The organism is Lactobacillus kullabergensis (assembly GCF_000967195.1).
Classification (GTDB): domain Bacteria; phylum Bacillota; class Bacilli; order Lactobacillales; family Lactobacillaceae; genus Lactobacillus; species Lactobacillus kullabergensis.
Genome location: NZ_KQ033871.1, coordinates 1374819 through 1389609 on the forward strand (window position 1 = coordinate 1374819; position 14791 = coordinate 1389609).

Annotated in this window: 18 protein-coding genes; 2 read left to right on the forward strand and 16 right to left on the reverse strand. The window is 36.1% G+C overall.

The window, feature by feature from the left end:
• Positions 1–66: 66 nt before the first annotated feature.
• The 12 genes from rplK to JF76_RS07045 all read right to left on the reverse strand — a co-directional run bounded on the left by rplK (position 67) and on the right by JF76_RS07045 (position 9127).
• Complete coding sequence (gene rplK, locus JF76_RS06995) at positions 67–492, reverse strand: 50S ribosomal protein L11 (protein ID WP_034980336.1); 426 nt, start codon at positions 490–492, stop codon at positions 67–69.
• Positions 493–618: 126 nt separating this feature from the next.
• Complete coding sequence (gene nusG, locus JF76_RS07000; protein ID WP_038523578.1) at positions 619–1167, reverse strand: transcription termination/antitermination protein NusG; 549 nt, start codon at positions 1165–1167, stop codon at positions 619–621.
• A gap of 100 nt (positions 1168–1267) precedes the next feature.
• Positions 1268–1438, reverse strand: coding sequence for a preprotein translocase subunit SecE (secE, locus tag JF76_RS07005; protein WP_045928406.1), 171 nt, complete (start codon positions 1436–1438; stop codon positions 1268–1270).
• A gap of 3 nt (positions 1439–1441) precedes the next feature.
• Entirely contained in the window at positions 1442–1591 is a 150-nt protein-coding gene (gene rpmG, locus JF76_RS10120; protein ID WP_081945356.1) for a 50S ribosomal protein L33, read from the reverse strand.
• Between the two features lie 178 nt (positions 1592–1769).
• Entirely contained in the window at positions 1770–1988 is a 219-nt protein-coding gene (locus JF76_RS07010) for a P8 family protein (protein WP_045928407.1), read from the reverse strand.
• 72 nt (positions 1989–2060) lie between these two features.
• Positions 2061–2636, reverse strand: a complete 576-nt coding sequence (locus JF76_RS07015) for a sigma-70 RNA polymerase sigma factor region 4 domain-containing protein (protein WP_045928408.1) — start codon at positions 2634–2636, stop codon at positions 2061–2063.
• Positions 2637–2846: 210 nt separating this feature from the next.
• Positions 2847–3602: a 23S rRNA (guanosine(2251)-2'-O)-methyltransferase RlmB gene (gene rlmB, locus JF76_RS07020; protein ID WP_045928409.1), complete on the reverse strand. Its 756-nt coding sequence runs from the start codon at positions 3600–3602 to the stop codon at positions 2847–2849.
• Positions 3589–4014, reverse strand: coding sequence for a Mini-ribonuclease 3 (locus tag JF76_RS07025; protein ID WP_222711221.1), 426 nt, complete (start codon positions 4012–4014; stop codon positions 3589–3591). The genes rlmB and JF76_RS07025 overlap by 14 nt, the downstream gene beginning before the upstream one ends.
• Before the next feature lie 10 nt (positions 4015–4024).
• Positions 4025–5449, reverse strand: coding sequence for a cysteine--tRNA ligase (gene cysS / locus JF76_RS07030; protein WP_045928411.1), 1425 nt, complete (start codon positions 5447–5449; stop codon positions 4025–4027).
• A 176-nt stretch (positions 5450–5625) separates the two neighbouring features.
• Positions 5626–7125: a glutamate--tRNA ligase gene (gene gltX / locus JF76_RS07035; RefSeq protein ID WP_045928412.1), complete on the reverse strand. Its 1500-nt coding sequence runs from the start codon at positions 7123–7125 to the stop codon at positions 5626–5628.
• A 73-nt stretch (positions 7126–7198) separates the two neighbouring features.
• Positions 7199–8575 carry a DNA repair protein RadA gene (radA, locus tag JF76_RS07040; RefSeq protein ID WP_045928413.1) on the reverse strand — a complete coding sequence of 459 codons (1377 nt, stop codon included), beginning with the start codon at positions 8573–8575 and terminating at the stop codon, positions 7199–7201.
• Entirely contained in the window at positions 8576–9127 is a 552-nt protein-coding gene (locus JF76_RS07045) for a dCTP deaminase/dUTPase family protein (RefSeq protein WP_045928414.1), read from the reverse strand.
• A 113-nt stretch (positions 9128–9240) separates the two neighbouring features.
• Here JF76_RS07045 and JF76_RS07050 point away from each other — a divergent pair, with 113 nt between their 5' ends.
• Positions 9241–9555 (forward strand): hypothetical protein, encoded by a 315-nt coding sequence (locus JF76_RS07050; protein ID WP_045928415.1) that lies wholly within the window; start codon positions 9241–9243, stop codon positions 9553–9555.
• A gap of 128 nt (positions 9556–9683) precedes the next feature.
• Positions 9684–11030 carry an aminopeptidase C gene (pepC, locus tag JF76_RS07055; protein ID WP_045928416.1) on the forward strand — a complete coding sequence of 449 codons (1347 nt, stop codon included), beginning with the start codon at positions 9684–9686 and terminating at the stop codon, positions 11028–11030.
• A 98-nt stretch (positions 11031–11128) separates the two neighbouring features.
• Here the strand turns inward: pepC and JF76_RS07060 are convergent, their stop codons facing one another.
• From JF76_RS07060 to JF76_RS07075, 4 genes are all read right to left on the reverse strand, one after another.
• On the reverse strand, positions 11129–11728 hold the full coding sequence (locus JF76_RS07060; RefSeq protein WP_045928417.1) for an ATP-binding cassette domain-containing protein: 600 nt from the start codon (positions 11726–11728) through the stop codon (positions 11129–11131).
• Between the two features lie 9 nt (positions 11729–11737).
• Complete coding sequence (locus JF76_RS07065) at positions 11738–12322, reverse strand: hypothetical protein (protein ID WP_045928418.1); 585 nt, start codon at positions 12320–12322, stop codon at positions 11738–11740.
• A gap of 2 nt (positions 12323–12324) precedes the next feature.
• A complete protein-coding gene (locus JF76_RS07070; RefSeq protein WP_052697094.1) occupies positions 12325–13152 on the reverse strand; it encodes a hypothetical protein in 828 nt (275 codons plus the stop codon).
• Between the two features lie 160 nt (positions 13153–13312).
• The gene (locus JF76_RS07075; RefSeq protein ID WP_045928419.1) at positions 13313–14791 is read right to left on the reverse strand and encodes a UDP-glucose--hexose-1-phosphate uridylyltransferase; all 1479 of its coding nucleotides are present in this window, start codon (positions 14789–14791) and stop codon (positions 13313–13315) included.

Sequence of the window (14791 nt, forward strand, 5' to 3'; positions counted from 1 at the left end):
TTTCCTCCTTAATATGTGGTCAAGCGAGCTAAAGCTCTCCCACCTAAATTGTTATAAATAACAGGATTAGTCTTCGACTTCGATACCCATGCTTCTAGCAGTACCTTCGATCATACGCATAGCAGCTTCGACATCAGCAGCGTTAAGGTCCTTCATCTTAGTTTCAGCAATTTCCTTAACTTGATCCTTGGTTACCTTACCAACTTTCTTAGTATTAGGTTCACCGGATGCCTTGTCAATCTTAGCAGCTTGCTTCAAAAGCACTGGAGCTGGTGGAGTCTTAGTAACGAATTCAAATGAACGATCTTCGTATACTGTGATGACTACAGGAATAATCATGCCTTTTTGGTCAGCAGTTCTAGCATTGAAGTCCTTAGTAAAGCCAACAATGTTAATCCCAGCTTGACCTAAAGCTGGACCAACTGGGGGAGCGGGTGTTGCAGCACCAGCCGGTATTTGTAATTTAACAACATTTATAACTTTCTTTGCCACGGTCAAAACCTCCTTGATTCCGTGCGTGGTTAAAATGGAAAAGTTACCTACTTTTCCTCCCACAATAATAAAAGTACTTTAATATATTATCATCTATTTAGTAGTTTTGCAATAATTGACTTATTACTAGCTAATTTTCTTTACTTGATCATAATCAAGCTCAGTGGTTGTAGCACGGCCGAACATATCAACGGAAACAAATAATTTGTACTTATCTGGTTGAATTTCAGTAATTTTACCTTCAACGCCATTAAAGGCGCCGTCAATAATAGTGACAGTTTCTCCAACTTCAAAGTCAATTTGCGGTCTTTTAGCTGGTTCACCTTGTTGACGTAAGAGCCTGTTGACTTCTTCTTCTAAAAGTGGCGATGGCTTAGAACCACCCCCGTGTGAACCGACAAATCCTGTTACATTTGGTGTGTTCCGCACAACAAACCAACTTTCATCTGTCATCACCATTTCAACTAAAACATAACCAGGGAAAATCTTTTCTTCGACTTCTTTTTTCTTGTTGTTTACCTTTTCAATCTTTTCTTGTTCAGGAACCATTACTCGAAAAATATAGTCTTGCATCCCCATGCTTTGAGCTCGCGACAATAAGTCTGATTTGACCTTGTCTTCGTAACCTGAATAAGTGTGAAGCACATACCATTGCTTTTTAGTAGTTTCTACCATTATTACATATTCTCCTTATATTTTTGGCAAACAAAAAAGCCTCTACTCCGGAGGACTTTCCAATTAATATAATTATACCACAAATAAAAAGACTGTGCTATTACATAACTATTTGCGTAACATTGGTAAACAAAAGATCGAGTAACCCTAAATACGCAGCAAACAAAATTGAAGAAACAATAACAATTGCGGTGTCGTGACGGTTTTGTTTTGCTGTTGGCCAAGTGACCAATTTCATTTCCTCAACAACACTCTTAAAGAATTTAACCATAATTTACCTCGTTTCTTTATGTAACGTCATTTTACCGCAGTGCTTACAAAATTTTTTTAATTCAAGGCGCTGAGTGCGATTCTTACTTGCAGCGATTGAGTAATTACGAGAGCCACAGATGCTGCAAGCTAATGATGCTTTTTTCACTGCCATAATCTCACTTCCAAACTATTGTATTTTAGCAAAAATGGCTAACTTAAGCAATTAATTTAATAATTACTTGTAAACTTAATTATTACAAAACAAAAGCAGTTGCTCATTCAAGCAACCGCCTTTGTAGTAGCCAAACAAATGCGTGACCACAGTGCGTAGAACATTGTATTAGTCGGATTTACTTCTTAAGATTTTCATTTACGAAGGATTCGATTTTATCGTCAGAGTCTTTCAGGAATGGAAGCATAGCTTCTTCCGTCTTGATGGTATCTCTACCATTCTTTTCCATAAAATAATCCCAAAGGGCATCTCTTACTGGAATATCTGAGTCACTCCAGTCAAAAACTTCTTTCATGTGACGATCTAACAATGCAGTCTTCATAACTTCATCTGCCATCTTAACTACCTCCTAAAATTTATTCTACAAAAACAATTATACCGCAATTTCCAGATATCAACTATAAAAATACTAATTAAGCAATGTTTGACGCATTTTCTGTGCAAGACGTGAACGCGCTCTTGATAAAGTTAATTTACTAATTTTTAGTTTTTGGATAACTTCTTTTTGTTCTATCACACCCAAGCCCACCAATAGCGCATTGGTCTCCAAATGAGACAACTTACTGGTCAAAATAGCAATATTTTCACTTAAAGGAATTTCTGGTATAGAAACAAATGATTTATCTAAAGGCAATAAATTGTTTTTCTTGGCTGTTTCTAATGAAACTGATTGTTTCAAAGCCTGCCTCCGATAGGCATTATCATATCTTACAAGTGAGCGTGCATGATTGATCAGTCGTGTTTTAAAATAGCTACCGAATTTTCCTTTATTTAGGTCAAAACTTATTGCAGAATCGTGACAAATAATCATCGCATCCTGTTCCCAATCCTGACTGTCATAATAGCGAACATGATACAAACTTTTCACCTTATTAATCAATGGCTTATAAAGAAAACATAGATTCAATAAAGCTTCATCATCACCATTTTTTATTTGCCTAATAAGTTCCGCCTCACTTTTAATATTTGTTTCAGTATTCTTCATTTCGCTTCTCCTATTTAAATTTTTATTGAAGAATACAGTAACTAATGAACCTCAAAAATCGAACCTAAGTTCAAATTCAGCAACTATTTTTTACTGTCAGTTCGGCAACAACAAAAAGCCAGATTTGTTGAAACCGCATTAAATAAAAAAGAGAATATTACTTTATTTGGCCACAAAAATACACTCTGATTGATCAGAGTGTTAGAAAAGCTATTTAAGAGGATTGCGGCTGTTAAGCATCTGATAAAGCAAAACACCAGTTGCAACACTGGCGTTCAGTGATTGCACATGCCCGACCATAGGCAATGTCAGCATTTGGTCCATCTGCTCTTTAAGAAGGCGTGAAATTCCTTTACCTTCATTGCCGATTACCAAAACAGTTTTGCCATTACTATCCCACTGCCGATAATCTGTACCTTTCATATCAGTACCAAAAAGCCAATAGCCACGTTTTTTTAATATTTTTGCAGTTTGCACCAGATTATTTACCCTTGCTACTGGCACATAATCAATTGCTCCAGTTGAAGTTTTAGCTACAACAGAAGTTAACCCGGTAGCACGTCTTTTAGGAATAATAATGCCGTCAACTCCAGTGGCATCTGCTGTTCTCAAAATAGAACCCAAATTATGGGGATCTTCAATTGAATCAAGCATCAGTAGAAACGGTTCGTGATTGCGGTGGTCAAATTTATCCAGCAGCTGATCCAGATCGGCATATTCAAAACTAGCTACCGTTAAAACTATTCCTTGATGATTTCCACCTTGAACCAATTTGTCTAATTTGTTTTTGGGTACCGTTTGGACAATTAACCCCTTCTGCTTAGCCAAGGTAAATACTTGATTGGCAAAACTTTCTTTAATCCCCTGCTGTAAAAATATTTTGTTAATATGATCAGCATCTTGAGTTTTTAAATAATCCAGTCCCGCATGCCTGCCAAAAACAAAGTCTTTGTCACTTGAAGTCATATTCCTCTATGCCCCCATTCTCAATAGTTTTAATACACCATTCAGTCAGCTGCTCTATACGATCTTTTTTGTTTAAGAGTTCTAAGTAACCCCAAACAGCTTCAAAACCTGTAGATAACTGATAAGTAGCCAAACTGGTATTTTTTGCTTTAGTATAGGTTTTCGAATTGCGACCGCGGTGAAAAGTTGCTACTTCATCTTCAGTAAGCAACTCTTCTTCCTGAAGTTTGGTAATTAATGCTGCTTGCGCTTTGGCCGACACATAGTGAGTAGCTCTTCTTTGCAAGACTTGGGGTTTAACAATGCCACATTTAATTAAATGTCGCCTGATAAAAATTTCATAAACAGCATCACCTAGATAAGCTAATGTTTGACCATTTAGAGTATCCGGATTAACATCACTTTCTGTCATTTTTAGAGTTTTATTCACGTAGCCACCTTGTTCCTTGTGGTGTATCTTCAACTGTAACACCCATTTGTTTAAGTTCGTCCCGCAACGCATCGCTTTGTGCCCAATCTTTGCTTTTACGTGCTTCTTCACGTTTTTTAATTAGTCTCTGAACTTGCTCATCATCATTTTGATTTTCAGCGGTAATTAAGCGCTGTACATCTATCCCGAAAACAGCTAACCAACTTGTCAAAAGTTTAGCCGCTTTTTTAAGAGCATCTTTATCTGCATTTTTAGCATTAATGTTGGCATTTATTTCTGGTAATAAATCGTAAATGGCGGTTAAAGCGTTCTGAACATTAAAGTCATCATCCATAGCATTAATAAATTTATGCTGAGTGTCTTGAATTCTATTGACTAAAATTTCTGACTTTTTGCTTATTGAACCATCTTTAAGGCGATATTCAAGATTGTTAAGAGTATTCTTAAACCTCTGCAAAATAATTTGTGCTTGTTTTAAATTATCAGTCGAATAATTAATTTGTTTTCTATATTGAACACTGGCCATAAAGAAGCGCAACACAAGTGGATCAACTTCTTTTATCAAATCATGCACAGTTACAAAATTATGCAGTGACTTAGACATTTTTTCAGCATCTGCTCCAACTGTAACAAAACCATTATGCATCCAGTAATGGACAAAGGTTTTACCAGTTGCTGCTTCACTTTGAGCAATTTCATTTTCATGATGAGGAAATTCCAAATCTTGACCACCACCATGAATATCAATTGTTTCGCCTAAATATTTTGTAGCCATAACTGAACATTCGATATGCCAACCGGGACGACCCTTACCCCAAGGAGAACCCCAAGCTATTTCATCAGGTTCCTTTTGTTTTTTCCATAAAGCGAAATCTATTGGGTCTTCTTTACGCTTTTGTTCTTCTTCATTAACATGCTCAGAAGCACCCTCTTCAAGCTTTGCAATATTTTGGCTACTAAGGGCGCCATAATGCTTAAATTTTCTGGTATGAAAATAAACATCCCCATCTGACTCATAAGCATAACCGTTAGCAATCAGTTTTTTAACAAAAGCGATAATTGCTGTGATTTCGTGAGTTGCCCGTGGATTAAGTGTTGCCGGCTCAACATTTAAGGCTGCAATATCTTCACGATATGCTTTAATGTAGCGCTGAGCTAATTCAGGTACCGTAACATTTTCAGCTTTAGCTTCAGCGATCATTTTATCGTCTACATCAGTAAAATTAGACACAAAATTTACCTTAAAACCCCGGAATTCCAAATAGCGTCTGATGGTATCAAATGCAATGACGCTCCTGGCATTACCAATATGAATGTAATTATATACTGTTGGTCCACAAACATACATTGTTACCTGACCTGGGGTGATCGGCTTAAATTCTTCTTTAGTATTAGTTAAAGTGTTGTAAATTTTCACTGTGGCTAACTGACCTTTCCAAATTCTATATCTTAATTTTACCAGAAATCGTAAGCAATTTTTTTAACTAAAAGTTTACTATCTTGCTTTTTTGCTATAATCTGATTTTGTTTAACTGCAAGTTAAAACAGCGTATTACTCTCATTTAATAATAGAATAATACGCTGTTTTGATAACTATAAGCCGTTTTCACTCATTTGCTTCAGAGTTAAATCTAAATGTTCTAACACCCGTTTTTTGCCTAACAGCTCCATAGCTTCACCAATTCCTGGTCCCACCATTGACCTGGTAGTAGCAATTCTTATTGGCATAAACAAGCGTCTACCCTTAATTCCCGTTGCCTTGCGAGTTGCTTGTACAGCATTCATTATTTGAGGAGCAGTAAACCGTGGAATTAAATCAATTTGCTTCTTAAATTCTTCAATTACCGGTCTAGCGTCATCTTTACGAATTTCTTCAATTTCTTTTTCACTTAAGTCTTTAGGAGCATTAAAGAAAATTTTTGCTAGGTCAACGATCTGCTTTGTATATGACATTTGAACAGAATAGATGTTAACTAACTGTCTGACCCACTCCATTTTTTCCGGATTTGGATCTTTTTCAACCAAACCTGCTTCTTGCAAATTATTAAGTGCCAAGTCTAAAAGAGTATCACGATCAGCCTTTTTAATATACTGGTTGTTAATCCACTCCAATTTCTTCTGATCAAAAGCAGCAGGAGAATTAGATAATCTTGCCGGATCAAATTGTTTAATTAACTCACGTTGGCTGAAAATCTCGCTTTCACCAACTGGAGACCAGCCTAATAATGTAATAAAGTTAAACATTGCATCAGGTAGATAACCAAGATCTCTGTATTGCTCAATGAATTGTAAAACAGATTCATCACGCTTTGAAAGTTTTTTACCAGTTTCCGAATTAATAATTAAAGTCATGTGACCAAATTTTGGCGGCGCCCAGCCTAGAGCCTCATAAACTGCTAATTGCTTAGGCGTGTTTGAAACGTGATCATCTCCACGCAAAACGTGAGTAATTTTCATCAGGTGATCATCAATTACCACTGCAAAATTGTAAGTAGGCATGCCATCGCGTTTTTGAATGACAAAATCGCCACCGATGGTATCAGACTCAAAACTAAGATGACCCTTAACAATATCATCCCAAGAATATGTTTCCATTTCAGGAATATGGATACGAACAACAGGCTTTAAGCCCTTTGCCTTTGCCTGCTCTTGCTTTTTAGCAATCTCATCTGCTGTCATTCCTTCATATTCATACGTGTAATGAGGTGCAATGCCCATTGCACGTTGTTCTTCACGCTGCTCTTCTAATTTTTCCTCAGTTTTATAAGAGTAATAAGCTTTACCTTCATCAACCAGCTGCTTAATGTATTTATTATAGATGTCTTTTCGTTCAGATTGACGATATGGACCATAATCGCCACCCTTGTCAGGACCTTCATCCCAATCAATACCAAGCCAGTGCAAGTTTTCCATTTGCGACTCTGAACCGCCTTCAACATTACGCTTCTGGTCAGTATCCTCAATTCTCAAAACAAAAGTTCCCTTGTTATGACGCGCAAATAAATAATTAAATAGCGCAGTTCGTGCATTTCCAATGTGTAAGTGCCCTGTTGGACTTGGGGCATATCTTACCCGAATTTTTTGTTTAGCCAAAATTCATGCCTCTTTCAAAAGTAAATATAAACAATTTAAGTTTACCCGTAATAGAAAAAAAGTTCAATGTTCGTTAGCCTAAAACTAGTTTTAAGGCTTGCGGAATACTTGAAATGGGAATAACTTCAATTCCAGCATTCTTTAGACTTGCGCGCATATTGTGCTTCGGAATAAAAATACGCTTAAAACCGGTTTTAGCAGCTTCTTTAATACGTGCATCTATTTGGTTGACGCGTCTGACCTCACCGGTCAAGCCAACTTCACCAACAAAACAATCAGTTGGCAAAATTTCCTGATTTTTATAACTTGATGCAATAGCCATCACGACGGCTAAATCCACTGCCGGCTCGTTCAAACGGATTCCACCAGTAGCAGTTAAATATACATCCTGATTTTGCAACATCAAGTTGCCTCGTTTTTCTAGAACAGCCAGCAATAATCCCGCCCGATTATAGTCAATGCCCGAAGTAGTTCTTTTGGCATAACCAAAAGCTGTGGGCGTAACCAAAGCCTGAATTTCTGCCAAAATAGGTCTTGTTCCTTCAAGAGAGACAACAATCGCGGAACCAGTAGATTTGGGCAACCGTTCATCTAAAAATACAGCTGAAGGATTAGTAACTTCTTTTAAACCTTTATTAACCATTTCAAACATGCCTATTTCATTAGCAGCACCAAATCGGTTTTTAACAGAATGTAAAATACGGTAGGCATGGTGTTCATCACCCTCAAAATAAAGAACAGTATCTACCATGTGCTCTAGTATTTTTGGACCGGCAATAGCACCTTCTTTTGTCACGTGCCCAATAACAAAAACGGTAATCGCATCCATTTTGGCAATCTTCATTAGTTCACTAGTAACTTCTCTTACTTGTGAAGCTGATCCCGTCATTGAATCTAAGCTTGGTTCATTCATTGTCTGAATTGAGTCAATGACAACAAAATCCGGCTCTAGCTCGGAAATTTGTTGGCGAATGTCTTCCATGTCTGTTTCAGGATAAAGCATCATATCATTAGCTGGCAGTCCTAAACGGTCAGCCCGTAGCTTAATCTGATTGGCTGATTCTTCCCCCGAAACATATAGCACTTTATATTGATTTGCAAGTTCGCTCATAATTTGCAACATTAAAGTTGACTTGCCAATGCCAGGGTCGCCGCCAATCAAGACTAATGAACCGGGAACGATTCCTCCGCCTAAAACTCTGTTAAGCTCTTCCATACTGGTTTGTATACGTTCTTCTTTTTCTGCCTTAACATTTCCTAATTTAACCGGTTCACTAATTCCGGTTTTCTTAATGAGCCTGCTGGGACTGCCTTTAGTTGAACGATTTTGCACTGCTTCAGTTTCTTTTTCAAACTGATTCCAAGCGCCGCAATTGGGACAGCGCCCTAAATAACTAGCAGAAATGTAACCACAGGAACGACATTTATACTTGGTCTTTAATTTTGCCATTTAGCTTCCCTTCTTGTTTGTGGACCCAAAGCCATTTATTCTTTGTCTGTCAATGGGCACATCATTATCAGATTTTAAATAATGAATAAAAATTCCCTGACCAATTCGGTCACCTTGATGAATCTGAATAGGCCTGACCCCATAGTTGATTAATTGAACAAAAATCTCGCCTTCATTGGCATCATTATTATAATAATCAGAATCAATGACACCAACTCCATTTGGCAACGCAAGGTTTCTTTTAAAAGTATTTGATGAACGATTTGCCAGCAATAATACTTCATCATCCGGCATATATGCTTTCACTCCTGTGGGAATCAAGAACGGTTTAAGAACATGTTCAGCCATCTCGTAATCCTGTTCGTACAATTGGTGGCCATTACGAATTAATCTAAAAATACGGACAAAATTAAGTCGCCAAATGCTGGGAATTAATACGTCCTTTGCTGCAGCTAAATCATAGCCTGCACTAGCAATCGTTTGTCTTCTTGGTAAAGTAACATTTTTGTTTTGATATTTAGATACAATCTCAAAGCCCCGAATCTTTTCCATGTTATCTCCTTTAAAACTTTTAAACACTATTTTACATTAATTTGCAGATAATATTTGAAATCTTATATAATTTAAATACGTAAAATTTATTTTTTATTTTGAAGGGAGAATAAATGTTTAATTTAGATGATCCTCACCAATTTTTTCAAGAAGAGGATGATAATGACCAAATGATTTATAGTTGGACAATGGACAAAATTGAACGTAAAGATGCTACAGTTTGGATTATGAATCACTTCTTCGTCAATCCCAAAATGGATAGCAAAAAGATTTTACATGATCAAATGAAAATAGTAATGTTTATTGCTCAAAAATCTCATCTGCCTGTTTGGCCGCTTGATCCTTTAGTTATTAACTACTTTAATGAGCATCCAGATTTTGAATCAATTTGGTATCACAAACCAAGTCCAAAAAACGGTTCTCTCTAGTATTGAAAGATTAAATAAGTAAAGTAAAAACAAATACTTTTTTAACAATAATTAAATTTTCAGAGATAGACTACTTCAGCCGGATAAGCTAAAATAGTATTAATTTGTTTAAGGAGGATCTATTTAATATGACAAAAGAAATTACAAGTGCAGCCATTGATGATTTCACAAAAGATTTAGCGAATCACTCTGGTATTAATATTGCCAGTCATGCTGCCCAAGAAAATGGCATCTATAAAGCTAGTCAAAACCTGCAATCTAAGATTGATTTAACACCAACCTTTTCAGTAGAAATTGATACTGGCAAGCCTGCTGATCAAAAGCAGTCAGGTCGTTGCTGGATGTTCTCTGCATTGAATACTATGCGCCACCCAATCCAAAAGGAATATAAGATTAAGGATTTTGAATTATCACAAAATTACACTAATTTCTGGGATAAATTTGAAAAATCAAACTTTTTCTTTGAAAATGTGATTGCTTCAGCCAAGAAACCACTCGGTGACCGTAAAGTTAGCTTCTTGTTTGCTACACCACAACAAGACGGTGGTCAATGGGACATGCTTTGTGGACTAGTAGAGAAATATGGAATCGTACCTAAGTCAGTTTATCCAGAAACAGCTAATTCTAATAATTCAAGTGCTTTAAACGATACTTTGAATACCCTTTTGCGTAAAGATGGCTTAGAATTACGCAATTTAGTTAACGCCGGCAAGTCAGAAGATGAAGTTGAGCAACGCAAGAATGACTTTTTAAACGAAGTCTTCCGCATTTTGGCTATTTCATTAGGAGTTCCGCCAAAGAAATTTGACTTTGAATATAAAGATGATGATGGTAATTATCACCGTGAAGCAGGAATTACGCCTAAGGAGTTCTTTGATAAATTCGTAGGCATGAATTTGGAAGATCACGTTTCAATCATTAATTCACCTACAGATGATAAACCATATCATAAAGTTTTTTCCGTTGAGTACTTGGGTAATGTTGTTGGTGGTCGGCAAGTTCGCCATCTTAACGTCAAAATTTCTGAAATGAAAGACCTGATTATTAAACAACTTAAAGCTGGTGAAGTTGTTTGGTTTGGTTCAAATGTTGGTAAGGATTCAGAAAGACAACTTGGTTTGTTAGATACAGATATTTACAAGCGCAATGAGCTATTTGACGTTGACTTTTCAATGTCAAAAGCAGATATGCTTGATTCCAGTGAAAGTATGATGGATCACGCTATGGTTATCACTGGCGTTGACTTAGTTGATGACAAGCCTACTAAATGGAAGATTGAAAACTCTTGGGGAGAAAAGCCTGGCTTTAAAGGTTACTTTGTCATGAGCGATTCCTGGTTTGACAGTTTTGTTTACCAAGCAGTTATCAACAAGAAATTCTTGCCTGATGACTTAAAGAAAGCTTTTGATGAAGGTGCTAAAGACCCAATTCAATTATTACCTTGGGATCCAATGGGCGCATTAGCATTTAAGTAAAATTATTAGTTATATAAAATTAGTTAAAATATAAAACAGCATTGAGAAAATTTTCAATGCTGTTTTTATATGCTTTGAACAAGTATTTTATACTGCTTTTATTTTTCTTGCAGTATTCCTTGTCGCAATATAAAGAGACGATCATATTTAAGCTCATTAATTTGATCGTGGCTGGCAACTACTACAATTTTATTTTGCTGTTTTAATTTTTTTAGCAGGGCCACAAATAAGCTAATGCTCTCTTGATCAATTCCACGAGTTGGCTCATCAAGCAAAATGACATTTTGGTTTTCCATCACAGCTTGAATAATACCTACCTTTTGTCTCATACCGACAGAATACTTAGCTATGGGTTCTGGATCATCAGGATCAAGCATAAAATGCCTTAGTAAATCCCTAACTATTTTCTCATTAAACCGTTTATTAAGATTAGCCAGAAAATGAAGATTGGACATGGCCGATTCATATTCTAAAAAATCAGGATTTTCTATTAACGCGCCTACAACATCATTTTCACCCAGCCTAATTTCACCGCTGTCTGCCTTTAATAAACCGGTAATAATTTTAAAAATGGTGGACTTCCCAGAACCATTAATACCTGAGATATGAATCAGCTCACCAGGTTTAGCTACCAAAGATACGTTTTTTAAAACCAGCTTCTGACCGAAAGACTTTTTTATTTGCCTAAGCTCTAACATTATTTCTCCTTAAAAGCCACCATAAATTTCATGAATAGCTCGATATAATTCGTCATACAAAGGACTATAACTAACCAAAATATTCTTCTCTATATAGTAATGGTAAATTAAGTCTATGAGTATGACTATTAACAATAATAAATATGGTCTATGCCAGTTGTAGCCTCCGACTAGTAACCAAAGCAGAAGTAAAAAAACAAATACATGCAGTATTATGAGTTCAGTGCCCAAAATAGGGCTGCCAAATTTAAATAGAGGGTAACTAGTTAATAAATAGGGACCAAATAATCCTAATACAAATAATAAGCAATAAATTGCAGCCAGTACCATTAAGTGAAACATCATCCACTTATTCTTTCTTCTCACCGTTACAAACACGTTGATGTTGCGAAAAGTAAGTATCTGGTTATAGAGAAGCAAAAAGACTGCTGGCTGCAAATACAACGATACCAAGTGAAAATTGAGATATTCATTTGGCAATTCCATAGTTTCTGGTGAACCTGTTTTTATCAGAATAATGCTTCCTATTAATCCTATAAAAAATATGATAAAACCAATTAAAACAAGTCTGTGGGATATTCGCTTTAAACGCATAATCAGCCCAGCCTTCTTTTCTGCTGCTGCCATAATTTAATTAGGTAAGCCGCAAATAACAAATAAAGCAGCGCCACTACCATAAAAAGCAAATAGGAATTAATCGGCGGCAAGCGGGATCCTAACGCAAACTGACCTGGTGCAAGTACAGCAAATGGAAACCACGAATACGAGACAAAAAGCCAAAATTTACTGCCCATGGATATTAAAATTGACAATAAAGTCAGACCTAAACCCACACACGGACCTAAAACTAAATAAATACTATTTTTTGAAACAAAAAGACCAATGCTGAAAATTAAAATAGCAAAAATACCCCAACCAACAGCAGCTAATATAACGTACGAACATAAATCGATTAATTGGTTAGTAGAAAAATATCCTGGTCTGGCACCAATATATAATTTTAGAGGTCTGGTTTTAAAGAAAAACGGATAATAAAATACACTAATCAATGCTAACTGGTAGATATTAGTTATTAAAGAAAACAGAAATCCAACAACAAAGGAGTTAATGACCCCGGTTTTCAGAAATTTATGATAGCCGACTCTTTGCTGAACAGCGCCGAACATATTATTATTTTTAAAATAGATTATGAGACCTGTTCCAAAAGTGGGAACGAATGCCAACATCATAACTAAACTTATGATATTTTCATTCCAGCCATTCGGCTGAATGGAAAAGAAAAGCATTACAGAAATGTCAACTGCTTTGCCGTTTGCTGGAATTAATCCTGCCCCATCTTTAGCAGCCGTTACAAATTGCCAGGTAATCAAAAGAAGATAAATAATTAAAATAATCAGAACAAATTTTTTGGTTCGGCTTAGCATTTGCACCATCCTCATAATAATATATCTTTGAATACTATATCAGATATAACATTAATTATCAAATAAATGGTGTGCCAAAAAAGTTACAAAAAATTTACCTATTTTTTATAGGAAATTGTTTTATTTTGCTCATATGGATCTTTTAAACAAAAGCCAAAATTTAATTTAGCCCGACCTCCTTAACAAAACGCATAAAGGCTGCTTTACCATCAGCGGTTTGCTTGAAAACTCCTGCATCTTCTAAGACACGAGCAAAAACAAGACCTAATTCTTTTTGCAAAATTTGATCCACATTTGTATTTGTTATTTCATACTTACTGCTAATTTCCTTAGCCCAGTCAAGGTGGATCGGTGCAATTCTGTTAGGCTGGTCAAGCAAAAATTTTTTAACCTCAAGCAACTCTGGCTTCAAGCGCGGCGGAAAAACCGCTAATCCCATTACTTCAATTAAGCCGATATTTTCCTTTTTAATGTGTTGTACATCAGCATGGGGATGGAAAATTCCATCAGGATATTTATCTGAAGTCTGATTGTCTCTGAGAACTAAATCAAGTTCATAAGTTTGTCCATGTAAACGAGCAATTGGGGTAATAGTATGGTGGGGGATACTGTCCGTAAATGCTCGGACTGCTACTTTTTCATCACTATAATTGCGCCAGTTTATTAAAATTTTATTTGCTAATTTGATCAAACTATTTTTATTCAGACCGCTTAAACGGATTACAGACATGGGCCACTTGACGATACCTGCTTCGACATCATCAAATCCCTTAAAATTAATTTTTTTATCAATTGGTGCTTTTTCCATCGGAAAGCAATGCTTGCCTCCCTGATAATGTTCATGTGCTAAAATTGAGCCGCCCACAATTGGCAAGTCCGCATTGCTACCAACAAAATAGCCCGGGAATTTAGCCACAATCGTCAGCAAATTAGCAAAAGTCTGTTTATTGATTACCATCGGTTCATGCTTTGGCGCTAAGAAAATGCAGTGCTCATTAAAATAGGCATAAGGAGAATATTGAAAACCCCAAGTTTCATCTCCTAAATGAAAGCGAATGATACGGTGATTGGTGCGCGCAGGATAATTTACATGACCCAGGTAACCCTCATTCTCCATACACAACTGACACTTTGGGTATGAATTTGTGTTGGCTTTTTTGGCTGCTGCAATTTCTTTGGGATCCTTTTCCGGTTTGGAAAGATTAATTGTAATTTCAAGATCACCATATTTACTTGCTGTTGTAAAATAAATATTTTTTGCAATAGCTCTAGTTTTAATATAATTACTATCTTTACCCAATTGGTAAAAATCAGCTATCGCTTTTTGGGGTGATTCTTTATAAGTACTCCAAAATTTCTGGTTCACTACACTAGGTCTAGGCACAATGAAATTTAACAGCTGTGCACCTAAAATGTCTTCCGCTGAATTAGCTTTAGCACATTTACCTGTTATTTGAGCAACTTTAACCAATTCGTCTTTAAGGTCTAAAAGATCTTTTTTGTTAGTTTTAAATTTTCTAGCTTCATCACCAACAAGGGCCAAAATTCTATTTCTCAAATAAATACGATCAAGTTCTGTAAAATCGCTGTGGGCAATAACTTGCGTAATGAAATTCTCAATCAGATTCGTTTTATCCAT